Below are 25,758 nucleotides of genomic sequence, written 5' to 3' on the forward strand. Positions count from 1 at the left end.
CTTTGGGCGGGCTTTTCGGCCCACCCCACAAGAAATTGATAGGTTGTGGAACAGGCATCTTGCCTGTTGCTTTGGGCGGGCTTTTCGGCCCATCCCACAAGAAATTGATAGGTTGTGGAACAGGCATCTTGCCTGTTGCTTTGGGCGGGCTTTTCGGCCCACCCCACAAGAAATTGATAGGTTGTGGAACAGGCATTTTTTCAAAACATTGTATGAGTTCGTTTAAATAAAACGCCTCAATTATAATATTCCATTTTCTATCCATCAGCATCGCTGGGAAAACCAAATTGGTCTGGTAATTCAGCAGAGGTAATTTGCAGAATCTCTAGCAACTTCTTGTATTGAACAGGCGTTAGCTTCGGTACTGATCGCCCAGCTTCCCAGTTGCTTACCGTCGCTTCCGTAACGCCAAGTGCTTCTGCTAGCTGCTTTTGAGTCATAAACCGCTGAACTCTCAGTCGCATTAGGGGCGATCGATCGGCTCTTTCTGAGGTTTCCATAGGCTATTTGTTAAGTTATATTAATTTATTTGACTTTTACCTAAAGTGATTGACATCTACCATAAATTAATTTAGATTTAATCTAATAGAGATTAGACAGCACCAGCTAAGCCACTTGTGCTGTAGGGGAATTGCTGTCTTTTTTTCAACTTGTTATTGTACGCGGTTTTACCGTTACAAAGCATCAAACCTATCCAAAATTATTAGTCAAAGCTATGTTGCAAGATTCATCATCGAACCAAACATCGCCCAATGTTTTAATCAACCAAACCTTTGAGGCCGATCGCGAAGCAGTCCGTCACGTCATCATCGGTTCGCCGCTGGGTGTACGGCGAACTATCCACCAACTGCACGCATTGCGCTACGAGGAAGCTGTTCGCTGGACTCATCCGATCGCCATTCCCGACAATCGCATCATTATTACACCCGATCAGGGAGAAATCATGAGTCTGTTAGTGAAATTAATCCGCCTGCAATGAAGTCTAAATGTGCGATCGATCTTTCTAGAATTGGGTCAAAAGTGCGATCGCGAATCTCTTCTGGTTGCCCGTGCTAAACTCAACAGATATATCCAAAAACTCTTGTGGGGTAGGCATCCTGCCTGCCCTTGGCACAAACTTAACAACTAGCTCCCTATTCAGCTTATGATTGTTATCACCCCCGTCCTAAAACCCGTTAGCCAAATAACGCTTTCTCCCGGTAGTGTCGTAACTATTCCCAATATAACTTGGCTGGAATTTGAGTCTATTTTGCAGGAATTAGGAGAAAAGCGCTCGGCACGAGTTGCTTACAGCAAAGAAACTTTAGAAATTATGGTTCCTTTACCAGAACACGAAATTCCCAGAGATTTAATCTCTGATATTGTCAAAATTTTACTCAAGTCGGCGGGCAGAAGATACCAACCTTTTGGTTCTACTACTTTCAAACGGGAAGGTGCAGCAGGAGTTGAACCTGATGCTTGCTTTTACATTCTAAATTATCAACGGATGATCGGCTGCCGCAGACTGCAACCCGACGCTCCGCCGCCGGATTTAGCAATTGAGACGGATGTAACTTCTAAAACTACTATAGATGCCTATAAAATGATTGGAGTTCCCGAAGTATGGGTTTATGACAGTGGCAGACTTCTCATTTATTTGCTGCAAGATGGAGAGTATGTAGAATCCGATATGAGTCCGAATTTTCCAGAAATCGCGATCGCCCAACTGATTCCTGCTACAGTGGAACGTGCTTGGCAGGTGGGAAATTTGCAAGCGCTAGAAGAATTTGAAAGTGCGATCCTCTCCGAGGGCTTCGCTAACGGCTAAACTCGTAGGAGACGTTACGGGCTTCGCACTTCCCATCCAAAAAATCACACACTTACTGCCAAATTGTCAACCCCTAAAGGTCGATAAATTGTATCTCTTTGCTGATAATCCCGGCCCAAAGAACGAATCGCATTTTGCAAATCTTCCACAGATTGACAACTGCCGCCAACCGCACCGGCCATCGTTGTAATGTGCTCTTCCATCAAAGTGCCGCCGATGTCGTTGCAGCCCCATTTCAGCGCTTCTGTAGCTCCATCTAAACCTAATTTTACCCAACTCGGCTGGTGATTGGAAATCAAATTTCCCAAGAAGATTCTCGATACAGCGGTGAGTAACAATGTATCTGCTAAAATTGGTTGGTCGCGGCCGACTCGACTCCGCAAAGGTGCCGGTGCTTCCTGTCCGACAAATGGTAGTAAAATAAATTCTGTAATGCGTGCTCGATAGTTTTGGTCGATCGCAGTTTGTTGGAGCGATCGCACTTTTTCTAAATGCAAAACCTGCTGCCCTGCCGTCTCAATATGCCCGCAAAGCATCGTACTCGTTGTCGGTAAACCCAAACTGTGAGCAGTTCCCACAATTTCTAGCCAAGTTGCAGAATTTAGTTTTTCCGGGCAAATCACCCGTCGCACAGAATCGTCGAGAACTTCCGCCGCAGTTCCCGGCATCGAACCAACTCCCGCATCCCGCAAAGCCGAAATTACATAGCTGAAACTAAGATTATCTCCTCTGGCAATAAATTCTATTTCTTGGGGCGAAAAAGCGTGCAAGTGCAACTGAGGAAACTTATCCTTAATAGTTTTAACCAATTGCAGATAATAAGGTAAAAATGCGCCGTTCAGCTTAGCTTGAAGGTTTAGGCCCCCCTGCATACAAATTTCCGTCGCACCCCGCTGCACTGCATCAGTTGCCTTTTCCTGAATTTGAGCTGCGTCTAACCAAAAAGCGCCCTCATCTTTCTCGTCGCGGCGGAATGCACAAAAACTGCAATGCTGCTCGCAAATGTTAGTAAAGTTAATATTCCGATTGATAACGTAGGTGACAGTATCCCCTGATTGTCGGCGGCGGAGCAAATCAGCGGTTGTTTGGATAGAAGCTCGCGCGTCTGGCTCTGTTTGCTGCAAAAGTACCAATGCCTCTGCAGAAGAAATGTTATAACCTTGTAAAGCTCGATCGAGAATTGCATCCACAGTTTTTTTTTAGCTAAGCTACTGAATTGCTGCCTGGAATTAAGGCGTTTTTATATTTTAACTAATCAATTATGGAGGAACGATCTTCTAAAATCTCAAGTCTTACAAAACCATCCTTTACTTTTTGGGAACTGAAATTATGGGCATAAACCAAGCCAATCACCTCTTGCCAGTGCCGTCTGGGCCTTTGCAAATTCCTGCTGTACAGACTTTCAATTCAACTTTTACAGACGCAGGCACACCGCCAATTTATTTTTCCCTGGTCATTCCCACCTACAACGAGTGCAAGAATGTCAAGAGTATTGTGGAAAAATTGAGCCACTTGCTCGATGGCAGTATTCCCGGCAACTACGAATTAATTGTAGTCGATGACAACAGCCCCGATCGCACATGGGAAGTCGCCCTGTCCCTGATACCGGAATATCCGCAATTGCGGGTGATGCGCCGCGAAGACGAGCGGGGACTTTCCACAGCGGTGATTCGCGGGTGGCAGGCCGCTCGGGGCGAGGTTTTGGGCGTCATCGATGCCGACTTGCAGCATCCCCCGGAGACGCTGTTGCAGCTTTTAGCAGAAATTCAGCGGGGCGCCGATTTGGCCGCTGCGAGCCGCCACGTCGCCGAGGGCGGGGTGAGCGACTGGAGCGTTGTCAGGCGATTTTTATCGCGGGGCGCTCAAACCGTGGGGTTGGTGATCCTACCGGGAGTGGTGGGCCGAGTTTCCGATCCCATGAGTGGCTATTTTATGGTGCGCCGGAATTGCATAGCGGGCAAAATCATGAATCCTGCTGGTTACAAAATTTTGATTGAAGTGCTCGGCAGAGGGGACATCCGCTGGATTGGAGAAGTTGGTTACGTGTTTCAGGAGCGGCAAGAAGGGGAGAGCAAAGTTACCTGGAAACAGTATATTGAGTATTTGCGGCATTTGCTGAGGTTGCGGTTTGCCCGCTGGCCGATGGGCAAGTTTCTGCGGTTTGGCATCGTGGGTTTCAGCGGCGTATTTGTAAATATGGGGGTTTTGTACGTGCTGCGGGATCTCCTCAATTGGGAGCTGACTCGCAGTCTGATCATTGCTGCTGAATGTGCAATTATCAGTAACTTTTTATGGAATGATTTGTGGACTTTTGGGGATATTTCTAAGCGGCAGCCAGGAAAGCGCCAGCAATTGAAACGGCTGTTAAAATTTAATACCATTTGCTTGATGGGTTTGATTTTGAATGTGCTACTGGTTAATTTGCTGTTTAATGTTTTTGGGATGAATGAATATTTGGCTAACTTAATTGCGATCGCGGCTGTGACTCTGTGGAATTTCTGGATCAATATGAAGTTGAGCTGGCGGGTAACGGAAGTAGATAGGTAATGGGTAATGGGTAATTGGTAATTGGTAATTAGTAATGGATCATTGATAAAATGACTAATGACTAATGACTAATGACTAATGACTCTTCTTCCCTATGCCTTTGAATGACTGAATTAATGATTAAGAACAAACAACTGTTGTTGCTATTGCTGTGGACGGCGATCGCCTTTATTTTGCGATTTGCCAATTTAAACTCGAAACCGCTGTGGACGGACGAGTTTTCGACTCTAGTGTTTAGTTTGGGCAACAGTTTTCGAGGGGTGCATCTCGATCGCGCGATCGATCTTTCTACATTATTACAACCGCTACAATTGCGCCCCGGTGCTGGGATTGCAGATGTCCTCAACCATTTGCTGCTAGAAAGCAACCATCCACCAGTGTATTTTATGCTCGCCCACTGGTGGATGCGACTGTTTGGGCCGACCGAGGATAGTTTAGTTTGGATTGGGCGAGCTCTTCCTGCATTATTAGGTGTGATTTCAGTTCCAGCTATCTACTTTTTGGGCAAATTTGCTTTTAGTTCTCGTTTAGTCGGTCAATGTGCGGCCGCGATGATGGCAGTTTCTCCCTACGGCATTTATCTCGCTCAAGAAGCTCGCCATTACACTTTAGGAATCTTATTAGTTATTGCCTCTCTTTTTTGCCTCACATTAGCTGCAAAAAAGCTGCAACAGCGGGCTACCCTGCCTATTTGGGCTGTCCTGCTTTGGGTAGTTGTTAATTGTTTAGGAATTGCGGCTCACTACTTTTTTGCACTGACTTTGTGTGCGGAAGCAATAGCATTAATTGCTGTAATCTGGCAGCATTTTAATGGAAAGTTGCCAATTGACAACAGCCAGCAGCCTAATATTTGGCAATTTCCAATCCTCTGGCGGCTTTTCGCAGTAGCGATAGGTACTTTGGCTGGCGGTTTAGTTTGGCTGCCGGTATTTTTGTCAAATAAATACGGCAGCGAACTAACTAATTGGATTGTCAGCGGCGATCGCACATTTTTAAGTTGGGTTAATCCGATTTTTCAAGCTTTAGCTGGATGGATTACTGTCATCTCTCTGCTGCCGATTGAATCGCCAAATTTGGCAGTAGTAGTTGCATCGGCGATCGTAATGACAATATTTTTTATATTGGTGCTTCCCATCCTGCGAGGCGCTTTTAAAAAGTCCTTAACAACGCCCGATACTCGTTTAGGTACTGTTATTTTCGGCGGATTTGTGCTAGGAGCAATTTTCCTATTTTTCAGCTTTGCATATATTTTGGGGATTGACCTAACTCGCGGGGCTCGATACAATTTCGTCTACTTTCCGGGAGTAATATTGCTTTTAGGAGCAACCTTGGCGGTTATTTTTAACACACCTATAGCAAAAAGTCAATGGTTTAATTTACGGGCGATCGAAGTTCCGGGCAAAAAAGCAGTGGTGCTAATTTTAGTAATGGGTTTTTTTAGCGGTGTCACAGTAAATTCCAATCTCGGCTATCGCAAATATTACAAACCAGACCTTTTAATTCCGATTATCCGCGAATTATCGAAAGTTCCCGTGTTAATTGCCACTACTCAAAAGACTCATGTAGAAATAGGAGAATTGATGGGGATAGGGTGGGAATGGGAAAGAAGTTCGGCAACGGATTTTGTAGCGGATGTAACGGATGTTACGGATGTTAGGAAGAAAGAAGAAGTTAAAGCCTTTGATTCTCCGCTGTTTCTTTTGGCTAATCAGAGAAGGGATGGGCCCGAAATTGTGGCAGGGACACTTTATAAAACACTCAGTCAATTAGAACGCCCGCTTGATTTGTGGTTGGTTAATTTTCGCGCACCTGTCAATCTAGAAGCACAAAAATGTCAGGTTGAATCGCGCGAGTTGCCTGCGGTGGATGGGTATGAATATCAAGCTTATCATTGTTCTAGCTCATAGGTAAGGGGCGATCGCGGAGGGATTGCCCCTACCAAGGCGGTAACTAGACCGTCACTAAGAGTCAGCAGCCAAATGTTTAATTAAGACGCTCATCACTTCACCTGGATTTTGAGTTGGGACAAGCGGACTCCAGTCAGAAACGCAGGCAAAATTATCGCGGTGAAAAGAATGAATGACGCGGGAAACAACAGGACGAGAACTGATAATGAAAAGTTTCAAGAGTTCTCGGTTAACTGAAGTTGGCAAGTTTGGTTCTTTAGCAGGGGGCTGAGTGGGTTCGGTAGTTGGACTTTCTGGCCCAACCTCGAAAGCAAGTATTAATTCGGTATTGGGTAGCATTTGCCGGATGACTTTCAGGGAAGATTCTGCTTCGCTGCGGCTGCGAAATTGCGCGACGGGTAAGCGCTGAAAGTTGGGCAGGAGTCGGTAAATAATCCAGGCATTCGCAGTTTCTGGGGTGTTCATGGCTGTATTGTAAATTGGGTATGTTTGCCCATAGAAAAGTGACAGAATTGCACCTTTGATTTTTAGTGCAGTCTGTTTTGGCTATGGCTGTGCCACTAACCGCTTAATTTAAGCGGTTAATTTGAATAGTTAAAATAATATGGTAAAAAAAAGGCAACGTCAACGGCAACCAGAAAATGAGTTGCCTTTTCGGAGACTGCGAGAGGACGCTAACTTGAGCCAAGAAGAGTTGGCTGTGCGGATGGGGGTGTCGGCTTCGTCGGTGCGGCGATGGGAAAAGGGAGACGAACCTACGATGACTGTTCGGCAAATGAGGGATTTTTGCCGTTTGGTGGGGGTATCTTTTGATGAGTTGCCGGATTATCTCAGTCGGCGAGTAGATGAGGAGGAGTCATAGGGGGAGGGATCGCTCGATCGCACTTTCGATTAAAATAATTAAAATAAGTGCGTTAGCGAAGCTTACCGCAGGAATCGATCTTTTATTGCAGTACAAATTTTGTGGCAGAGGTAGCCCCTAAAAGTTTGAGTCACTCTCAGTATGCTCAACTTTCTGACTGAATTAAATCGCCTGCAGGTGGATGTCGTTTTATAGCTTTGTCAGCGGCCCGAATATTAATGACTCTCTCTCGATTTAAGACTAATGCTGTAACTGTAGCTCGTCCAATTGGAGTCAAACCAACTATAGATAATCCATCGGCAGACCAAATAAAATGTTCGCTCCAACTATCTTGTCTGGGGTTAAACAACGGTACTTCTACGTCTGACTGAGCATCTATCGCTCTAGTTTTATCAGATTTCTTGCGGTTGCAGTGAAAGCAAGCTAGTGCCAAATTGTCAATATCGTTAGTCCCATTTTTAGTTAATGGAATGATGTGCTCGATAGTAAACTCTACGTACTGCCATTGTTCGGAGGCATGACAATATTCGCACAGACAGTTGGCTCTCTGACGAACTTGATTTTGGATATTTTCTGGTATTTGACGGCGAGCGGACATTTCTACAAAGTAGGCTGAATCTGCCCCAAGAAAATATTGCGGACAGTCCGATTGACAAAACTGAGGTAATCGTCGATTTCTTCGTAAAGATTGAGTTCTTGTTCTTCGTCAGGATTGAGGGGCAAAGTTTGTTGTTTGTCCAACAGTTCTTGGATACGATTTTTGACCGCAGTGGAGGCTTTAAAAATTGGTATGCCTTCCACTAATTCAATTCCGACAGCTCCTTCTATAGGTAGAGTATCGCGCAGGTTTTCCAGTTTTGGCAGGATTAGCATAGTTGTGGATTTTATGGGTTTCCATCTTGATTATATCTAGGTTTTTTTCAATCTTTCCTCACACTATCGGGCACCCCCACTGCCGAAATACCCGATATCGCCCTTAAATTCTGACACCGAATCAACTCATTAAAATCCAAACTGCGCCCTTCAATTTGCGCCACAGCCTCGATCGCCCCCAGCAAATGTCCGGCCGCTTCCGCTTCGTTGTAACCACGCCTTCCCGCTACTCTAATCGCCCCCTCGTCAGCATCTAACTCTACTTGGGAACTGCGGTTGTCGCGCCAAATTCGAGTCATCGCCAGTCCCGTCAAACCGCCCGCGATCGCAGTGCCGATCGCATCTCCCTGCAACAATTCTACAACAGTCCCCACAATTCCCGCCAGAGCCGCACCTTGATAAATATCCGGTTTAAACCACTTAAAATTGCATAGAAAACTTACATTCCGCAATAGCAGTAAATCCCGCTGCGGCTTAGATAGCAGCCGCCACAAATCAAAATTAATATAAATCGGGCGAGATTGATTCCAAGGCAAAGGAAAATCGCAGTCAATTACCGTTGATTGTTGGGGCTTATTAATAATTTTACACATCATGCGGCCGGAAGCGGGCATCACATCTAACAGGCGGCGAATTTCTGGGTCGGGATTCATAAATTTTAGGATAATTGATAATTGGTAATTGGTGATTGCATCTGCCTAAAAAACAATAATATCAGGGGTTTGTAGGGGCGGGTTTTACAGACAAAAATTGCCTAAAACCTACAATCTCGTAAACCCGCCCCCACCAAAGGGCTGATGCGATCGAAATCAAAGTTGATGTAGGTTATGGGTTGTGTGGGGGCGGGTTTATGTGGATTTTTGACGGGAGTTAAATATTGTTGGAAAAACCCGCCCCTACAAGTTCTTAGAAGATAATTAAGGGTTTTTCTTGGATGCGGGAGAGGGAGATTATTGAGCTTTCGGAGCCACTTTTTCGGCGTTGGGCGAAGGCTTCGGACTGGCAATTGCTGGGGCAACTGACGGCTTTGAATTCGCGGCTGGGGATGGCGGTGATTTTAGAGAATCAGGGGCTGTTAGCGGGGCAGCAGGGGCCGTTTTAGCGCCTAAAATGCTGGCGTCTCCGGTGTCGAAGGTGCCGGCGATGCAAGCGATCATCATTGTCGCTAAAGTGCCGACAAATAATGCTTTCCAACCGAGTTCGGAAATGTCTTTGCGGCGGGATGGAATTAGGGCGATCGTACCGCCGACAAATATGCCGACGGAGGCGAGGTGGGCGAAGCCGGAAAGCGCGTAACTGACAATTAAAACTGTACGATCGCTCACCAGTCCTTTTGCCGATGCTTCTGCTAAACTTTGATAGGGCGGAATCGCTGTTTCTAACAGCCTGCGACCGATGATTACTGATGCTTGCCAAGAGTCGTCAATGGACACTCCTGTTAATAGCGTCAGGGGATAAAATAAAAATCCCATAATGTTGGCTAAGGTGACAACTTTGAAAAAGCCACCAATTGGGCCGGGCAAAATTGCCAGCCAACCAAAGAATTGATTGATTAAGGAAACTAAGCCTAAGATTAAAATCAAAACAGCGGCAATGGCCACAGCCATTTTTACACCGTCCAATGCGCCAATAATCGCTGCATCCAAAGGGCTGACTCGTTCGATTGGCTCTCCCCCAACAGTCTCTTGTTTGAATTCTTCGCGCTCCATGTCCGAAATTTCTTCGCCCACAAATTCGCGGCCTTTAGGCTTCGGTTCTTCCTTGGGAATGCCGCCCATTGTCAGCGGCACGCCTGTTTCTGGTACTAAGATTTTGGATAGGACAAAACAAGCGGGAATGGCGATAATTGAGGCTGAAACTAAATGCCCTAAAATATTGGGAAAAACTGGCTTTAGAAAACTAACGTAAATTGCTAAAGTTGAAGAAGCGGCCGTCCCAAAACAGCAAGAGAGAATTGCACAAAGTTCCGAACGAGTCATTTTCGGCAAATAAGGCTTGACGACAATTGCCGCTTCAATTCCTACGAAAATATTAGCCGCGCCGCTGAGGGCTTCCGCGCCGCTCAACCGCATTGTCATATAAAAGATTTTGGCAAAAAGTTCGGTGATAATTTGAATCACGCCGATGTTGTATAGCAAGGCCATGAGGCCAGAAAAAAAGATGACTGTCGGTAAAGCTCTAAAGGCAAAAATATAACCTAAATTAACTGCCGGATCTTTACCAGGTATCGGTACCACATTGCTCCCGAATACAAATCGCGCTCCAGCGTCAGCAGCGGTGAATACTCCATCCAGTAAGCCAGTAAACCATTCTAAAGCGATGCGAGTTGGGGGGAACAGGAATACTAAAAATCCTAAGACTAATTGCAAGCCAATGCCCCAGATGATGACGCGCCAGGGAATATACTTGGACTGTCGGTTTTCTGAAAAAATCCAGGCGATCGCACATAAGCCAAAAATGCCCAGAAACGAGATAAGATTGTAGATAGACATGAGCCTAGTCCTTGAAATACTTAAGAATGCCGATCGACGGCTTGCACCACATCAGTTATACTATTCATCTGACGGCAAATACTAAAAAAAATAACGGGCAGATGAATTACGCACTCAACAGCGTACTTATGTCATTGCTTAGGTCATTGCTTAGGTCATTGCTTAGGTCATTCCGAAGTCTGCGGATCTTTAGCCACCCTTGATTTGCCGTAATTACCAGCAGTTTAGATAGAAACTCTAACACATGGAAGCTTTTGCTCCACATCCTCCTGAATGGACTGCGACGGCGGTTCACGCTAATGAGTTTTGCTGCCCCAAGTGCGGCGCTAGCTGCACGGATGCCGCTGAGGTCTGGATTAATCGCCGATCGCCAGTATACACCGAGTTCAACCGCCGCAAGTGGCAAGAATTTTACCGCTGCCAGTGCGGCGGCGTGTGGTGGGCATGGAGTAACGATAGGCCTCCTTCTGAACTTGTGCGTCGTGATGAGAACTCGGATGATGACTCAGATGATGATTTTTAGAACGGTGACAGAATTTTCGATTTTCGATTTTATTTAAAATTAGGGTAAGTTGTATATGGCGCACCCTAAATTTAGATAGGTTAGCGCCAGTTATCAACTAATTCAGCACGTCAAGTCTTCCCTTGACTACGCCTTCCATGACTCTTTCAATTAAGCTCAATTCATTTTCGCCGATCGACTCATTTAAGAGCATTGACTGAATTCGCTGTCTGTCATCGCGAGTCAGTTCGCCTGACGAAAATATCCGCTCTACTATTTCTTCAGTTAGAAATGAGGAAGTTTGAGTTTGCATGGTTGGTCTCTAAAAGCATCAATATTTTGCTTTTAACTTTATTAGAGGAGCCAGTTATTGTGTGGGTTTTTGCTGTCCCACCCAATCAGTGCTCCAATCATAAGACTCTGGGGGCATCTTGTCAACACACTGGCTGCAGATAAATATAAAATCTGCATTGTATTTCCGACATTCGGGCAACGGGTGCTTTCGGAGTGCGATCGACCTCCGGCGGTGGCGGTGTTCGATCGACCTTTTTAAGCTTATTGGCACTGGGGCGGAACATTACAGCTCAAAAAAAATCAAAACGAGAAGAGTCGGACTTAAGTACCAAATAGTTTGCTAAACTTATCCACAGTTAATTACCGAGACGAGGTTTAACCATGTTTGCCGTCAAACGAGCGCTCAAATTGAATAATAGGGAAGCGACTTTGATGGCAAAACACGCAGGATTTCGGCGCGTGGTATTTAACATGGGGTTAAGCTTGCGGACTCAAATGTACAGTGAGGGGAAACTTACAGACTCAAAGGTACTCAACGAAGTTAAAAAAGTTCTCACTAACTACGTCAAGAAACAGCCTGAATTTGCTTGGATGAACCAGTTGTCCAGTCGAGTTTACCAAAACGCTTTGATTGACTTGAAAGATGCGTTTAGTCGGTATCGCGCTGGTTCTTCAGGTCATCCAAGATTCGCTAGCCGCCGATCCGGTCAGTCTTTTACAGTCGATTCGTCTAACGGCAAAGTTTTACTAAACGCTGGTAGCACCATTAAGATTCCTACCTTGGGAAATTTTCGGCTCTACGAAGCCCTAGAATGCGGTTACGTGTCTCAAACTTTTACGATTTCAAAAGAAGGAAGTCGTTGGTTTGTTTCCTTCTGTGTTGACGCCGAACGTTTACCAGTTCGACAACCTGAAAGCTCTGTAGGAATTGATGTAGGCATTAATTATGCGGCCACGCTGTCAAATCAGCAGGTCTTTGATGCACCAAAGCCGTTAATAGCCAGTGCGAAAACCAAACTTGCTACCTTACAGCGCCAAGCATCAAAACAGGTAAGAGGCTCCCAAAACCAGCGCCAAACCTACAATAAAATTAGCCGACTTCACGCGCGGATAGCTCGTATTCGTTTAGATTTTCTTCACAAGTTAACAACTTATTTAGCCAAAAATTTCAAGCTAATCAAGATTGAAGACTTAAACGTTAAAGGCATGATGGCGAATCACAAACTGGCCGGGGCAATATCCGATCTAGGATTTTACGAATTCAAGCGCCAACTTGATTACAAGTGCAAAATGTATGGAGCAACTTTAGTGCTAGTCGATCAATGGTTCCCTAGTTCTAAAACCTGTTCTAATTGTGGCACTAAAAAAGATATGCCACTAAGTATTAGGACTTTTGACTGTCCTGTTTGTGGGATATCTTTAGATCGGGACTGGAACGCAAGTCTAAATATTTTAAATTGGAAACCCTCGGCAGCCAGGGGGATAGCCTACTTATCTTGGGATTAGCCGTCTACCCAACAGCGTAGGAAGTAAACTCCGAATTGTGTCTAAAGATGGCTTTAGGTAAGTTTAGATAAGTTTTACAAAGCAGATTAGAATGGGGCATGGGGCATGGGGCATTGGTCATTGGAACCAACAAATAACAACAAATATAAGAAAAATAACCACTAACTAATGACTAATGACTAATGACTATTGACAACTGACTAATGACAACTGACAACTGACTAATGACCTATTTTCGTTCTGCTCTAATTTTGACATTAGGTTTTTGGCTGCTACCGCTAGCAGTTCGATCGCAATCTGTCGTTCCTGCAAATGACGGCACTAATACTGTTGTTAACTCCGAGCAAAACCGCACAGACATTAGTGGCGGACAACTGTCAGGAAACGGCGCCAATCTGTTTCACAGCTTCAGTCAATTTAATCTCAGCGAAGGTCAAATCGCTAATTTTCTAACTAATCCAAATATTCAAAATATTTTAGGGCGGATTTCCGGCGACAATGTTTCCCTCATTAACGGTCTGATTTCTGTAAGCGGCGGCAACTCAAATTTATTCTTAATGAATCCGGCGGGAATTGTCTTTGGTCAAAATGCTAGATTAAACGTGCCGGGGTCTTTTTTCGCGACAACTGCTACAGGTATTGGGTTCGGCGATCGCTGGTTTAATTCGAGCGGAATTAATGATTACAAAGCTTTACTGGGAAATCCTAATCAATTTAATTTTAATAACTCACAACTCGGTGCAATTGTCAATGCCGGAAACTTGGCAGTTGGCAGCGGGCAAAGTTTAACTTTGCTCGGTGGAACCGTTATTAATACAGGACAATTATCCGCACCCAACGGTCAAATTACTGTGGCTGCTGTTCCGGGACAAAATGCAGTCCGTATCAGTCAAAGCGGCAATTTATTGAGTTTAGAAATTACTCCGTCTTTGCAGTCAGAAAAATCGGCGATCGCCCCGGTTTCTTTGCCTCAGTTGCTGACGGGCCCAGGCGTAGTGTCAGCCACAGGTTTAACCACTAACGAACAAGGTCAATTGGTACTGACTGGCGGCCAAACTGTGCCCGCAGTTGCCGGAAGTGCGATCGTCTCCGGTTCTGTAAATGTATTTGGCCCTTCTGGGAATGCTGGTGGCACAGTCAATATTTTAGGGGAAAAAGTTGGACTCTTCGGCGCAAATATCGATGCTTCCGGCACTGACGGCGGAGGTACTGTGCGCGTCGGAGGCGGTTTCCAGGGGATGGAACCAGTGCCAAACGCCCAGGTAACTTATGTTAGTCCTGATTCTACGATCGCAGCAAACGCGATCGACCGCGGCAATGGCGGCACTGCAGTAATTTGGTCAGACAATATAACTCGCTTCTTGGGCAATATTACTGCTCGCGGGGGCATCGCCGCAGGTAACGGCGGAACAGTAGAAGTTTCCGGCAAAAATGCTTTAACTTTCCAAGGAGAGGTCGATACCCGCGCGACTAACGGTGCGATCGGCAATTTGTGGCTCGATCCGGCAAATATTACGATCGTCAGCGGTAACGGTGACAGCAGCGCGCAATCTGGCGGGGAACTCGAATCGGCACCAGAACCAAATGAAACATCGATCTCAGAAGTGCAGTTGGAACAAATGGCGGCCGGCAGCAACGTGGTTCTAGAAACCCCCGGCTACATCACCCTCCAAAACTTGCCCGATAACAAACTTTCCCTGCAAGCGAGAACGGGAGACACCGTAACATTTAGAGCGGGCGGAGTGTTTGTTGTCAATGATCCCAAGGATTTAATCGAGACTCAAGGTGGCAACATCAACATTTTCGCCAGCAGTATCTCTCTGGGCGGACTTAATGCCAACGGCGGCAATATCGCTATCACTGGTAACGGCATTGACTTGAGGGGCGGCAGCAATTCTGTCAGCAGTGCGGGGGGAACAATTCGCTTGCAACCCAACGATAGCCGAGCAATTCGGATCGGTGGCACCGGCGATATTTTGGGCATTTTGGACTTGACGGCAACGGATCTCGGCGCTTTGGCGGGGGATTTCGGCTCGATCGCGATCGGGCGCGAAAACGGTAGCAGCGAGTCGATCGCGATCGTCGCACCCATTACCTTCAACAGCCCGCTGACACTTCAAGGGCGATCGATCGCGATCGACAATCCCCTGAGAACAAGTGGCAGCGCTAGCTTGACTCTCGACGCGCCCCAAACTGATCTCAACGCCAACATTGCCACATCCGGCGGCGATCTCACTTTTACAGGAAACGCATCCCTCAATGCTGACGTAGCTTTGAGCACGGAAGCAACCGGCAACATTGTCTTCTCCGGTAGCCTAGACGGAGCTCACGCCCTGAGACTAGACGCTGGGCGAGTGCTGTTCGGCGCTACAGTCGGTCAAGCTGCACCGCTGGCGAGTTTGAATGTCAACGCCCGCAGTACCGAGGTATCCGGCAATATGGCGACATCTGGCGACATGACTTTCAATAGTAACGTCACAGTCGATCGCACCGCCGCCCTAGCAGCCACTACCGGCAATATCACTTTTGCCAATACCCTCGACAGCACGCCGGGCCGGGCTAATAATTTGACCCTGCGCGCTGGCGGCAACATTACTTTTGACGGCCTAGTCGGTCAAACTCAGAGGTTGGGCCAGCTCTCGGCTGACGCTGCTAGCGTGACGGCTGCTTCCACAATTACAGCGCGCAGTTTGAGCGTTAACGCGCGAGATTCCGCTCGCTTCGGGGGGGACAGCACGGCCGTTTTGGGAGCCGATATCAAGGCAGAAAACGTGCTCTTAGAGGGTAATTTAAGGACGGATGGTGGCAGCGTGAATCTGCAAGGAAGCGGGGAGGTTCGGACTGGCAATATTACCTCGAACGGTGGGAGGATTCGGGTTGAGGGGAATACTGTTGCTGCGGGTGCGATCGACTCGTCATCGGCGGGCACAGGAGGCGCGATCGCTCTCCAAAGCAATGCCGGCCCTTTAACTGCGGGAGCTTTGAACGCTTCGGGGGCGATCGGCGGAAATATTGCTCTCACCTCGCAGGCGGGGATTTCCGCTCTCGATCTCAACTCCAGCGGCACTTCAAACGGCAACGGCGGGGGCGTTTCCCTGAGCGCGACTGGTGACATTCAGTTGGGCTTTATCAACGCTAGAGGCGGCACTGGGGGCATCGGCGGCAGCGTTGATGTGAGAACCCTCGGTTTGTTTGGATCGAACAATGTTTTCAACGATGATATATCGGGCAATTCTTCGAGTATTTCTACTGCCGGAGGTGCGGGGGCGGGGAGGATCGCAATTCGCCACGGAGGCGGTAGCGATCGACCGTTTGTAGTTGGTGGCGCGATCGACAATGGAACCAGAGGAAGCATTAATGCTGGCGTGGGAAACGCCATTTTGCCCACTTTTGCTTTTGGACAAACTTACACCCAAGGAAGTTTACCAAATCAGATTTCCCTAATTACACCGGCCGCGCCCTCTACTCCTGCACCAATTCCCTCACCAATTCCCTCACCAATTCCCTCACCAATTCCCTCACCAATTCCCTCACCAATTCCCGCACCAATTCCCTCACCAATTCCCGCACCGCCTCTAGAGTCCGTAAATCCAGATCCGGCGCTGTCACTTCCTGCATCTTTGCAAGTTGAATTGCGATCGCCCAATCGAGACAGAAATTCCGCAATGAGCCAGGATATTTTCGCTCCTTCTCGCAGATTAGATGCGGCCGGTTCGGGAGTTTTAGAATTTGAACAAACCTTTACTCGCGAGTACGAAAAATATCTGGACTTGCCCCCAAGAAAGCCGATTACTAATCTATCGGTGGTTTACGAAAATCTTCGCAAAAACGAACAAATTACCGGGACAAAATCTGCCATCATTTATATGAATTGGCTCAGGAGATCGGATGCAGCCGCAGCCCAAGAAAATGGTTCAGTGCTGGTGGCAAGTCAGGATTTATCTAATCTATTGCCTATGAGAAAAAACCTCACCTCCGGGCCCCATCGCCCCTTAGAAGATAAGTTAGCCCAGAGGTTGTCGCCCCAGGGCCAAGAAATTCCCGATGTTCCTAACGGGGAGCATTTAGAATTAGTGTTAGTCACAGCTAACGCTCAACCGATGCGCGTTCTAGTTCCGGCGACAACGCGGTGGCAGGTGTTGCAATTGGCGGATGCCCTGCAAACCGAAATAACTAATCCCAGAAGAAGAAGCAGCATTAGTTATTTGGATTCGGCTCAAAAACTTTATCGCTGGTTAATTGCGCCAATGGCCTCAGAATTGACAGCTTTAAAGATTGACAATTTAATTGTAATTCCGGCAGCAGGTTTGCGGAGTGTGCCCTTTGCTGCTCTTCACAATGGCAAACAATTTTTAGTTGAGCAATACAGTATTAGCGTCATGCCGAGTCTGAGTTTGACTGATATCGGCTACGACAATATTGCGGATGATGAAGTGTTGGCGATGGGGGCGTCGGTATTTGAAGATAAAGCGCCATTACCAGCGGTACCGGTGGAGTTAGAGTCGATCGCGCCGCCAAGTGAAGGAAAATCATTTTTGAATCAAGATTTTACTCTCGGAAATTTGCAAGCTCAGCGGGCAAATCAGCCTTTTGGCATCATTCACTTAGCAACTCACAGCGAATTCCTGCCTGGGGAACCGAAAAATTCTTACATTCAGTTGTGGGATACTAAATTACGCCTCGATCAAATGCCACAGTTGCGGTGGAATGAACCGCCGGTGAATCTGTTAGTTTTAAGCGCGTGCAGTACCGCTTTGGGCGACGAAGAGGCGGAGTTGGGGTTTGCGGGTTTGGCGGTAGCTAGCGGTGCTAGATCCGCTTTAGCGAGTTTGTGGGAAGTCAGCGATGATGGGACTTTGGGGCTGATGACTGAGTTTTATCGGCAGTTGCGGGCCCCCAGACGCGGTGGCAATTTGATGATTAAAGCGGAGGCTTTGCGGCGCGCGCAATTGGAGATGCTGCGGGGGCGCGTGCGGATTCAAGACGGGATGTTGCGAGCCGAAGGGCTTTCTGGGGGTCTAATTTTGCCTCCAGAAATTGCGGCGCGGGGCGATCGAGTGCTTTCGCATCCTTATTATTGGGCAGCCTTTACAATGATTGGCAATCCTTGGTAATGAAGATGTGGAATGAAGAAGGAAAAAGAGGCGTTGCTGAATCAAGGTATCAATAGTGCAGGAACTGGAACATCCTGAAATTTTAGGTAATGTATAGCAATCCTAAATCATTTGTGAATTTTTTACATGGTAATTCCCCCTATTCATACTCTAATTATGCAGCGCCCAAATCTCTGAGGAAGCTCAACGGCGATCGCACTTCACTCTGTTTTGCCGGATTTTGCAGGAAACTCTGGAGCGATCGTACTGCTGACGCGAAGGTTTAGCCGTTTTATGTTTAAGAAATGTTAACAAAAAATAACTTTTATTTTAAACCTTAAGTTTTTATTAAAATTTCGGGTATTATTATGTATTAGAGGATACATCTACTTAATTAATTAACAATTTCTAAAAAAATAATTGAGTATTAATACTGACAAGAGGCTGTAAGAATGATTAACTTACCGGGCTACGACATTACCAACCAAATCCATGAAAGTAATAATTCTTTAGTTTACCGGGGACTGAGAAAGCAAGACAAGCAACCGGTAATTCTCAAATTTCTCAAACAAGATTATCCGATGCCAGCTTCGTTAGTCAGATACAAGCAGGAATATGAAATTACACGCAATCTTAACCTAGAAACTGTCCCGAAAACCTACAGCTTAGAAAGATATCAAAACAGTTTAGTTATTATTTTCGAGGATTGTGGGGGAAAATCATTAAAGCAGTGGTTAGCTTCTCACAAACTTACCTTAGAAGAGTTTTTCTTAACAGCTATTAAAATCACCTGGGCTTTAGGTGAAATTCATCAACATAAAATTATTCATAAAGATATCAATCCCAGCAATATTATTATCAACTCAAGCACAGGGCGAGTTCAAATTATAGATTTTGGGATCTCTACTGTTTTAAAGCGCGAAAATCCTAGCCTGAAAAATCCTAATGTTTTAGAAGGCACTCTGAGCTATATATCGCCGGAACAAACAGGCAGAATGAACCGAGCGATAGACTACCGCACTGATTTTTACTCATTAGGAGTCACTTTTTACGAACTCCTAACGGGGCAATTGCCCTGGGATTACAGCGATGCAATGGAATTAATCCACTGTCACATTGCTAAACAAGCAGTACCGCCCCATCAAATCAATCGAGAAATTCCTAAAGCTGTTTCTAATATTGTGATGAAGCTATTAGCGAAAACCGCTGAAGCCAGATATCAAAGCCCTTGGGGAATTATCGCTGACTTAGAAGAATGCCTAGAACAATTAAAAACTACGGGAGGAATTACAGATTTTGCGATCGCCCAAAAAGATATTACAGATAAGTTTCAAATCCCTCAAAAACTCTACGGCAGAGAAACAGAGGTTGAAACCTTATTAGCAGCCTTTGAGCGAGTCAGCAGGGGCAGCACCGAAATGATGCTAGTATCTGGTTACTCTGGCATTGGAAAATCCGCCTTAGTACAAGAAGTTTATAAACCAATTACTAAAGCGAGAGGTTATTTTATTGCCGGAAAATTCGACCAATTTCAAAGAAATATCCCTTATGCCGCTGTTGTCAAAGCCTTTCAATCATTAGTCAAGCAACTCTTAAGTGAAAGCGAAACCCAACTCAATACCTGGAAAGAAAAACTTTTAGCAGCTATTGGCGCCAATAGTCAAATCATTATAGATGTCATTCCTGAAGTAGGATTAATCATTGGCGAACAGCCTACCGTACAAGAATTAAGCGCTACAGAAGCACAAAACCGATTTAATTTAGTCTTTCAAAAATTCATCCGCGTGTTTTGTTCAGTTGACTATCCCTTAGTCATCTTTCTCGACGATTTACAATGGGCTGATTCTGCTACATTGAAATTGCTGCAAGTAATGATGGCAGATGAGCAAACCAACTATCTATTTCTAATTGGTGCTTATCGAGACAACGAAGTTAACCCATCTCATCCTTTAATGATGACTTTGGACGAGCTGCAAAATGAAGGTGCAAGAATCGAGCGAATTACTTTAGCTCCCTTACACCTTCACCACATAGTTAACTTAATTACTGATACCGTGCGTAAAGACCAAAAATCAGCGCTCCCCCTCGCCGAGTTAGTGGTCAGTAAAACTCAAGGCAATCCTTTTTTTGTCAATCAGTTTCTCAAAACTCTCTATCAAGAAAACCTGCTGAAATTCAATTTTCATGAAAGAAACTGGGATTGGAATATTTCAGAAATTGAATCAGTAGGTATTACTGATAACGTCATTGAATTGATGCTTGGAAAATTGAAAAGACTGCCCCCATCAACTCAGCAAGTTTTGCGTTTGGCTGCTTGCGTGGGTAATAGTTTTGACTTAAACACTCTTTCAATTATTAATGAGAAATCTTGGGGAGCCACCTTTCAAGAACTATTGCCAGCCATCCAAGAGGGATTGATTCTAACTACTTCTGAGTTAGGTGCTACCGAATCAGAAATAATTAACTCAGACTTAGTAATTACTACTTATAAATTTTTGCATGACCGCGTGCAGCAGTCAGGTTATGCTTTGATTGACTCAAAACTGCAAACCGCAATTCACCTACAAATTGGTCGCCTGTTACTGGCAAATATTTCTCCAGAGCGACGAGCCGAAAGAATTTTTGAAATTGCTGATCATTTGAATTCGGGTCGGAATTTAATCATTGATGATCACGAGAAAACTGAACTAGCTATTTTAAATTTAACAGCCGCTCGCAAAGCCAAAGATGCAACGGCTTATGCTGCTGCCAGAGATTATTTAAAATTCGGTCGAGAAATTTTACCGGGCGATATTTGGCAAGACTCCTACGAACTAGCTTTTACCTTTCATAAGGAGCTGGCAGAGGCCGAATATTTAAACGGGAATTTTGAAGCATCAGAAGCTTTAATAGAACTGGCATTTGCCCGGGCAAAATCTGACATAGAAAAAGCCGAAGTTTACAACATTTTGATCGTGCAGTACACTCTGCTAAGTAAATATGAATCAGCAATTCAATCTGGATTAAAAGCCCTTCAATTGCTGGGCATAGACTTGGATGAAGATAATTTAAGCGAGGCGGTTAATGCGGAAATGGCGACAGCTACAGCTAACTTGGCAAACCAAGAAATTGCATCATTAATTCATGCCGAAAAGATGAAAAATCCGGATCAACAAATGGCTATGAAATTATTGGGTAACATGGGCCCACTAACGTTCTTTTCATCTCAAGAACTGTGGAAGTTGACTGTGATTAAAGCGATTAACCTTTCTCTCAAGTACGGTTTTGTAGCGGGAGGGTCTTACTGCTATTCATGTTATGGAATTATTCTGAATTCAATTTTAGGGGATTACCAATCGGCTTATGAGTTTGGCAGACTCGCTCTGACTCTGAGCGAAAATTCAAATAACTTGTCTCAAAATTGCCAAGATAGTGTGATTTTTGCCAATTACTTAAACTGCTGGGTGAGACCGCTCAAAACTACTGCCGAAATTAATAACGAAGGGTATAAAGTTGGCTTGCAATCGGGCAATTTGCAATGGACGGGTTATAACCGGATGTTTCAAACTATTACCTATTTCTTCCAAGGCATGAATTTGAATAATCTCTTGGAAGATATTGGCAAGTCGCTCCATTTTTGCGAGCAAACTAAAAATTTGTGGGCAATTGATATAATTATTGCTAATAGAATAGCAATTTTAAATTTGATGGGCGAAGAGGATGAAGTTACCGAAAAACAGCATTTAGAAAATTTCCACAGTCGTAAAAGCATGGCCGCGCTGTGCGAGTTTTATGTTTTAAAAGCGCAGACTTTATATCTTTACGAACAGTATAGTGAGGCGCTAGAAGCATCTGAACGCGCGGCTGAGCTGATTGATTATTTGATGGGTCATATTTCTAGTGCTCACCATTATTTTTACCGTTGTCTGATTTTAACGGCTCTGTATTCAGAGGTTTCTGAATTGGAGCGAAAAGATTACTGGCAGCAATTAGAAGCTAATCAGAAACAAATCCAAGTTTGGGCGGACAACTGCTCGGAAAGTTTTGCACATAAATTCTCGCTAGTGGCGGCAGAAATGGCGAGAATTTCAGGTCGTGATTTGGAGGCGATGGATTTGTACGATCGCGCGATAGCTGAGGCTAGAGAGGGTGATTTTATTCAGAATGAAGCGCTGGCGGCGGAACTGGCTGCTAAGTTCTGGTTGGGGAAAGATAAAGAAGAATTTGCCCACATCTATTTGACTAAAGCTCACTATGGCTACCAATACTGGGGGGCTAAACGTAAAGTGGAGAGTTTGGAGGAGAAGTATCCCCAGTTAATTGCGAGAACTTCAGGGAAGACAACTACTCAAACAAAAGTTAACCGCACAACGACGGCGACTACTAGCAGCAATTTGGGTGAGACGCTAGATTTAGCTACTGTGATGAAAGCTTCTCAAGCGATTTCGGGTGAAATTGTTTTGAGTAGGTTGCTGGAAAGATTGATGAAAATTGCGATCGAGAATGCGGGGGCGCAAAAAGGTTTTTTGATTTTAGAAAAAGCGGGAAACTGGGCGATTGAGGCGGAAGGTTCGGTGCAGGAGGATGAAGTTAGTGTGCTGCGCTCGCTTCCTCTCAATCCGATAGCAGCTTCTGGGGGAACTCCTTTGCTGGCTTGTGCGATCGCCAATTATGTGATTCGCACTCAGGAAAATGTGGTGTTAAATAATGCGGCTCAAGAGGGACAATTTACCCGCGATCCTTATATTGCAGCTACTCAACCGAAGTCTATTCTTTGCACTCCTCTGCTCCACCAAGGTAAGCTGACTGGCCTTCTTTATTTGGAAAATAACCTGACTGAAGGGGCTTTTACTACGGATCGCCTAGAATTGTTAAAACTTTTATCTGCCCAAATTGCTATTTCCATTGAGAATGCTCAACTTTACAAAAATTTACAGGAGTTTAATCAAAACTTAGAGCAATTAGTGAGCGATCGGACTCAACAATTATCGAACACCCTAGAGGCTTTAAAAGCCACCCAAACTCAGCTAGTCGAATCTGAAAAAATGGCATCTCTGGGAGGATTAGTTGCTGGTGTTGCCCATGAAATTAATACTCCCATCGGAGTTGGTGTCACGGTTGCTTCAGCTTTGGCAGAAAATACCACAGAATTTGCATCTATTTATAAAAGTGGCAAAATGAAGCGATCGGATTTAGAAGAGTTTGTCGATATTGCTACCCAAAGCAGTAAGGCACTTCTAATTAACCTAGAGCGGGCGGCAGCCTTGATTCAAAGCTTTAAGCAAGTAGCAGTAGATCGCTCTAGCGAAGAACGACGTACTTTCCAGATCAGACCTTATCTTGATGAAATTTTATTACAATTAAAACCAAAGTTGAAAAATAGCCAACATTCGCTTAAAATTAAGGGAGATAGCAAAATAGCTATAGATTCTTATCCAGGAGCCTTGTCCCAAGTTGTGACAAATTTGCTAATCAATTCTCTGATTCATGCCTACGAACCAGGGATTTCTGGGGAACTAATCTTTGATTGGGAGCAAGAAGGTAATCGGCTAAGATTTGAATACGCCGATGAAGGTAAAGGTATTCCCCCTGAAAACTTAAGTAAAATTTTTGAGCCATTCTTTACCACTAAGCGTGGTCAAGGTGGCAGTGGGTTAGGGTTACATATTGTCTACAATTTAGTCACCCAAAAACTAAAAGGTGAAATTGAATGTCTAAGTGAGGTGGGAAGAGGAACCAAGTTTATTATTAAATTACCCATGCAACTTGATTCACCAATGTAGAGATCCAATTCCGATTTCCGGGCCAAGATAACTAAGTAAGTCCACCTCATTAAAAGTAAAATAAGGATGACTGAAAAGGTTGCTGTGTAACTCTTCTCCCTTCTGCCTTTTTCTTAACAGGTTGTCTAACTTCAAACCTAAACATTAGTAAAAATAAAGGTGTACAGCAATGAAAAGTGATTTTGACGATTTCTTAACTCAACCATCTCCAGAAACAGTATACTTTGCCGAAGCAATCGACTCCAATGATGAGATATTGTTTGCAGATGAAACCACAGAAGAAAAGCTGACTGAAAGTTGGAAAATTTTAGTTGTAGATGATGAGGCTCAAGTTCACACCGCTACCGAAATTTCACTCAGGAAGTTTGTCTTTGAAAACAAATCTTTAACCTTCATTAATGCTTACTCTGCTCGTGAAGCTAAACAGCTAATCCAAGAAAATCCTGATGTTGCCATCATCTTACTAGATGTAATTATGGAAACAGATGATGCTGGCTTAAACTTGGTTAAATATGTCCGAGAAGTTTTAGGCAATCATTTAGTGCGAATTATTTTACGCACGGGTCAACCCGGACAAGTACCTGAAAAAAGCATTATTATCAATTACGATATTAATGACTATAAAACTAAAACTGAATTAACGACATCAAAGCTATACACTACGATGCTAACAGCTTTGAGAAGTTTTTCTCTAAGTCATAAATTGCAGGCTGAAATAGAGCGACGCGAACAAGTAGAGAAAGCACTCCGTATTAGTGAAGAAAAAGAACACCAAAAATCTCTTGCTTTAGAACATTTTGTCAAAGAACTGCAAGAAACACAACTCCAGCTAGTTCAAAGTGAAAAAATGTCTAGTCTCGGTCAATTAGTTGCAGGTGTCGCTCATGAAATCAACAATCCGGTTAACTTTATTTACGGCAATCTCTCCCACGCCAACGACTATATTAAAGAACTCATTAATATGTTGAATCTTTACCAAAGGTATTACCCGCAACCAGAAGCAGAAATTGTCCATGAAATAGAAGATGGAGAGTTACCATTTATCATAGATGATTTACCAAAATTGCTTTCTTCCATGCAGTTAGGGATCGAACGCATTCGCAATATTGTTCACTCTCTACGCAATTTTTCGCGGTTGGATGAAACTGAAATTAAATCAGTAGATATCCACGAAGGCATTAATAGCACTTTGATGATCTTACAGCACCGACTAAAGGCTAAGTCCGATCGACCTGCTATTAATGTGATAAAAGACTATGGTGCATTGCCACTTGTGAACTGTTATGCGGGTCAGCTCAATCAGGTGTTTATGAACCTTTTAGCGAATGCTATAGATGCTTTAGAAGAGCGGCTAAGTAGAGAAGATGGTGCAGGTTGTCACCCCCAGATTTTGATTCGGACTGAAGTTGTACCCGGCAATTCGCATGACAACATTAGCTCGGCTTCCCACATCCTGGTAACAATTGCTGATAATGGTGTGGGCATGACAGAAAGTGTTCGTGCTAAACTTTTCACTCCCTTTTTTACTACTAAGCCCATAGGAAAAGGTACAGGCATGGGATTGTCCATCAGCAGAAAAATTCTGATAGAAAAACACTGCGGTCAATTGGAGTGTATTTCTACGCCAGAGCAGGGAACGCAGTTTATTATTGATCTGCCGACTATCTGTAGCTCCACTAAGATCGCCACCGTAGCGAATGCCTAGAAAACTTATCTGGCTGAATTGATCGTATAGCTGGTAAAAGTATAGTCATTTATAGGCATGGGAGGCTTCAAGTCCCTCCCCCTTCACTTTTACTTTGAGCGGATTAACCCGCATTGGCCCAACTACGCAGCTCCCTATCAAGAAAGCTGAAGGCATTTGGGATTGCTTTTCTGAGGATATTGTACGCTGCATTCACATCGGAATTAATTAACCGACCAACCGATGTTTTGTACAAACCTCGCTTAATCCGCTTACCAGTAAACACAGGCTCTTTATCAGTTTTTCCGTAAACAGGAATTGGGTCTAGACCCAGAAAGTTGGCCCGTGAACTAGGTTGAGTCGAGGAGGGATATTATTCCCTGCCCCTCTCAGTTAGATCTGGGCGTGCGATTTTCACCGCACCCAGCT

19 protein-coding genes and 1 pseudogene are annotated in these 25,758 nt (G+C 44.8%); 11 read left to right on the forward strand and 9 right to left on the reverse strand.

Translation table 11 applies throughout. The features are described 5' to 3' along the window. Nucleotides 1-257: 257 nt before the first annotated feature. On the reverse strand, nt 258-500 hold the full coding sequence (locus tag QUB10_RS24520; RefSeq protein WP_190745066.1) for a helix-turn-helix domain-containing protein: 243 nt from the start codon (nt 498-500) through the stop codon (nt 258-260). A gap of 215 nt (nt 501-715) precedes the next feature. Here QUB10_RS24520 and QUB10_RS24525 point away from each other — a divergent pair, with 215 nt between their 5' ends. Together QUB10_RS24525 and QUB10_RS24530 are read left to right on the forward strand one after the other, a co-directional pair. After that, nucleotides 716-979 (forward strand): hypothetical protein, encoded by a 264-nt coding sequence (locus QUB10_RS24525; RefSeq protein ID WP_333205837.1) that lies wholly within the window; start codon nt 716-718, stop codon nt 977-979. Between the two features lie 165 nt (nt 980-1,144). After that, nucleotides 1,145-1,807 carry a Uma2 family endonuclease gene (locus QUB10_RS24530; RefSeq protein ID WP_333205838.1) on the forward strand — a complete coding sequence of 221 codons (663 nt, stop codon included), beginning with the start codon at nt 1,145-1,147 and terminating at the stop codon, nt 1,805-1,807. Nucleotides 1,808-1,851: 44 nt separating this feature from the next. Here QUB10_RS24530 and cofH read toward each other — a convergent pair whose 3' ends face one another. Then, nucleotides 1,852-2,997 carry a 7,8-didemethyl-8-hydroxy-5-deazariboflavin synthase subunit CofH gene (gene cofH / locus QUB10_RS24535; RefSeq protein ID WP_333205839.1) on the reverse strand — a complete coding sequence of 382 codons (1,146 nt, stop codon included), beginning with the start codon at nt 2,995-2,997 and terminating at the stop codon, nt 1,852-1,854. 139 nt (nt 2,998-3,136) lie between these two features. Here cofH and QUB10_RS24540 point away from each other — a divergent pair, with 139 nt between their 5' ends. Then, nucleotides 3,137-4,354 carry a glycosyltransferase gene (locus QUB10_RS24540; protein WP_333205840.1) on the forward strand — a complete coding sequence of 406 codons (1,218 nt, stop codon included), beginning with the start codon at nt 3,137-3,139 and terminating at the stop codon, nt 4,352-4,354. 116 nt (nt 4,355-4,470) lie between these two features. After that, nucleotides 4,471-6,261 carry a glycosyltransferase family 39 protein gene (locus QUB10_RS24545; RefSeq protein WP_333205841.1) on the forward strand — a complete coding sequence of 597 codons (1,791 nt, stop codon included), beginning with the start codon at nt 4,471-4,473 and terminating at the stop codon, nt 6,259-6,261. 54 nt (nt 6,262-6,315) lie between these two features. On the opposite strand, the gene QUB10_RS24550 is transcribed toward QUB10_RS24545, so the two are convergent. Further along, entirely contained in the window at nt 6,316-6,726 is a 411-nt protein-coding gene (locus tag QUB10_RS24550) for a hypothetical protein (protein WP_333205842.1), read from the reverse strand. A gap of 139 nt (nt 6,727-6,865) precedes the next feature. Here QUB10_RS24550 and QUB10_RS24555 point away from each other — a divergent pair, with 139 nt between their 5' ends. Next, the gene (locus QUB10_RS24555; protein ID WP_332949470.1) at nt 6,866-7,123 is read left to right on the forward strand and encodes a helix-turn-helix domain-containing protein; all 258 of its coding nucleotides are present in this window, start codon (nt 6,866-6,868) and stop codon (nt 7,121-7,123) included. Between the two features lie 145 nt (nt 7,124-7,268). Here QUB10_RS24555 and QUB10_RS24560 read toward each other — a convergent pair whose 3' ends face one another. The 4 genes from QUB10_RS24560 to QUB10_RS24575 form a co-directional block, all read right to left on the reverse strand. Beyond that, nucleotides 7,269-7,721 carry an HNH endonuclease gene (locus QUB10_RS24560; RefSeq protein WP_333187966.1) on the reverse strand — a complete coding sequence of 151 codons (453 nt, stop codon included), beginning with the start codon at nt 7,719-7,721 and terminating at the stop codon, nt 7,269-7,271. A 2-nt stretch (nt 7,722-7,723) separates the two neighbouring features. Then, complete coding sequence (locus QUB10_RS24565) at nt 7,724-7,996, reverse strand: hypothetical protein (RefSeq protein ID WP_333205843.1); 273 nt, start codon at nt 7,994-7,996, stop codon at nt 7,724-7,726. A gap of 47 nt (nt 7,997-8,043) precedes the next feature. Then, complete coding sequence (locus tag QUB10_RS24570; RefSeq protein WP_333205844.1) at nt 8,044-8,649, reverse strand: DUF3318 domain-containing protein; 606 nt, start codon at nt 8,647-8,649, stop codon at nt 8,044-8,046. A gap of 297 nt (nt 8,650-8,946) precedes the next feature. Beyond that, complete coding sequence (locus tag QUB10_RS24575) at nt 8,947-10,488, reverse strand: nucleoside transporter C-terminal domain-containing protein (protein WP_333205845.1); 1,542 nt, start codon at nt 10,486-10,488, stop codon at nt 8,947-8,949. A 244-nt stretch (nt 10,489-10,732) separates the two neighbouring features. Between QUB10_RS24575 and QUB10_RS24580 the strand changes: the two genes are divergently transcribed. Then, nucleotides 10,733-11,011: a hypothetical protein gene (locus QUB10_RS24580; protein ID WP_333205846.1), complete on the forward strand. Its 279-nt coding sequence runs from the start codon at nt 10,733-10,735 to the stop codon at nt 11,009-11,011. A gap of 97 nt (nt 11,012-11,108) precedes the next feature. Here QUB10_RS24580 and QUB10_RS24585 read toward each other — a convergent pair whose 3' ends face one another. Continuing rightward, on the reverse strand, nt 11,109-11,303 hold the full coding sequence (locus QUB10_RS24585) for a hypothetical protein (protein ID WP_333205847.1): 195 nt from the start codon (nt 11,301-11,303) through the stop codon (nt 11,109-11,111). 362 nt (nt 11,304-11,665) lie between these two features. Here QUB10_RS24585 and QUB10_RS24590 point away from each other — a divergent pair, with 362 nt between their 5' ends. From QUB10_RS24590 to QUB10_RS24610, 5 genes are all read left to right on the forward strand, one after another. Next, nucleotides 11,666-12,790 (forward strand): RNA-guided endonuclease TnpB family protein, encoded by a 1,125-nt coding sequence (locus QUB10_RS24590; protein ID WP_333205848.1) that lies wholly within the window; start codon nt 11,666-11,668, stop codon nt 12,788-12,790. A gap of 224 nt (nt 12,791-13,014) precedes the next feature. Further along, complete coding sequence (locus tag QUB10_RS24595) at nt 13,015-17,904, forward strand: CHAT domain-containing protein (RefSeq protein ID WP_333205849.1); 4,890 nt, start codon at nt 13,015-13,017, stop codon at nt 17,902-17,904. A gap of 113 nt (nt 17,905-18,017) precedes the next feature. Continuing rightward, a complete protein-coding gene (locus QUB10_RS24600; RefSeq protein ID WP_333205850.1) occupies nt 18,018-18,170 on the forward strand; it encodes a hypothetical protein in 153 nt (50 codons plus the stop codon). A 165-nt stretch (nt 18,171-18,335) separates the two neighbouring features. Continuing rightward, the gene (locus QUB10_RS24605; protein ID WP_333205851.1) at nt 18,336-23,645 is read left to right on the forward strand and encodes an ATP-binding sensor histidine kinase; all 5,310 of its coding nucleotides are present in this window, start codon (nt 18,336-18,338) and stop codon (nt 23,643-23,645) included. Nucleotides 23,646-23,814: 169 nt separating this feature from the next. Beyond that, nucleotides 23,815-25,350, forward strand: a complete 1,536-nt coding sequence (locus QUB10_RS24610; protein ID WP_333205852.1) for an ATP-binding protein — start codon at nt 23,815-23,817, stop codon at nt 25,348-25,350. Nucleotides 25,351-25,395: 45 nt separating this feature from the next. Here QUB10_RS24610 and QUB10_RS24615 read toward each other — a convergent pair. Further along, nucleotides 25,396-25,681, reverse strand: a pseudogene (locus QUB10_RS24615) (RNA-guided endonuclease TnpB family protein); the annotation flags it as partial. Nucleotides 25,682-25,758: the final 77 nt, after the last annotated feature.

Source organism: Microcoleus sp. B5-D4 (assembly GCF_036705145.1).
Lineage (GTDB): Bacteria > Cyanobacteriota > Cyanobacteriia > Cyanobacteriales > Microcoleaceae > Microcoleus.

What these genes read in the sequence shown, in the direction of transcription:
- QUB10_RS24595 (WP_333205849.1), top strand. Translation starts at nt 13,015, where the DNA reads ATGACCTATTTTCGTTCTGCTCTAATTTTGACATTAGGTTTTTGGCTG.
- QUB10_RS24550 (WP_333205842.1), bottom strand. Translation starts at nt 6,726, where the DNA reads ATGAACACCCCAGAAACTGCGAATGCCTGGATTATTTACCGACTCCTG.
- QUB10_RS24590 (WP_333205848.1), top strand. Translation starts at nt 11,666, where the DNA reads ATGTTTGCCGTCAAACGAGCGCTCAAATTGAATAATAGGGAAGCGACT.
- QUB10_RS24610 (WP_333205852.1), top strand. Translation starts at nt 23,815, where the DNA reads ATGAAAAGTGATTTTGACGATTTCTTAACTCAACCATCTCCAGAAACA.
- QUB10_RS24530 (WP_333205838.1), top strand. Translation starts at nt 1,145, where the DNA reads ATGATTGTTATCACCCCCGTCCTAAAACCCGTTAGCCAAATAACGCTT.
- QUB10_RS24575 (WP_333205845.1), bottom strand. Translation starts at nt 10,488, where the DNA reads ATGTCTATCTACAATCTTATCTCGTTTCTGGGCATTTTTGGCTTATGT.
- QUB10_RS24580 (WP_333205846.1), top strand. Translation starts at nt 10,733, where the DNA reads ATGGAAGCTTTTGCTCCACATCCTCCTGAATGGACTGCGACGGCGGTT.
- QUB10_RS24570 (WP_333205844.1), bottom strand. Translation starts at nt 8,649, where the DNA reads ATGAATCCCGACCCAGAAATTCGCCGCCTGTTAGATGTGATGCCCGCT.
- QUB10_RS24540 (WP_333205840.1), top strand. Translation starts at nt 3,137, where the DNA reads ATGGGCATAAACCAAGCCAATCACCTCTTGCCAGTGCCGTCTGGGCCT.
- QUB10_RS24605 (WP_333205851.1), top strand. Translation starts at nt 18,336, where the DNA reads ATGATTAACTTACCGGGCTACGACATTACCAACCAAATCCATGAAAGT.
- QUB10_RS24560 (WP_333187966.1), bottom strand. Translation starts at nt 7,721, where the DNA reads ATGTCCGCTCGCCGTCAAATACCAGAAAATATCCAAAATCAAGTTCGT.
- QUB10_RS24565 (WP_333205843.1), bottom strand. Translation starts at nt 7,996, where the DNA reads ATGCTAATCCTGCCAAAACTGGAAAACCTGCGCGATACTCTACCTATA.
- QUB10_RS24520 (WP_190745066.1), bottom strand. Translation starts at nt 500, where the DNA reads ATGGAAACCTCAGAAAGAGCCGATCGATCGCCCCTAATGCGACTGAGA.
- QUB10_RS24525 (WP_333205837.1), top strand. Translation starts at nt 716, where the DNA reads ATGTTGCAAGATTCATCATCGAACCAAACATCGCCCAATGTTTTAATC.
- QUB10_RS24545 (WP_333205841.1), top strand. Translation starts at nt 4,471, where the DNA reads ATGATTAAGAACAAACAACTGTTGTTGCTATTGCTGTGGACGGCGATC.
- QUB10_RS24585 (WP_333205847.1), bottom strand. Translation starts at nt 11,303, where the DNA reads ATGCAAACTCAAACTTCCTCATTTCTAACTGAAGAAATAGTAGAGCGG.
- QUB10_RS24555 (WP_332949470.1), top strand. Translation starts at nt 6,866, where the DNA reads ATGGTAAAAAAAAGGCAACGTCAACGGCAACCAGAAAATGAGTTGCCT.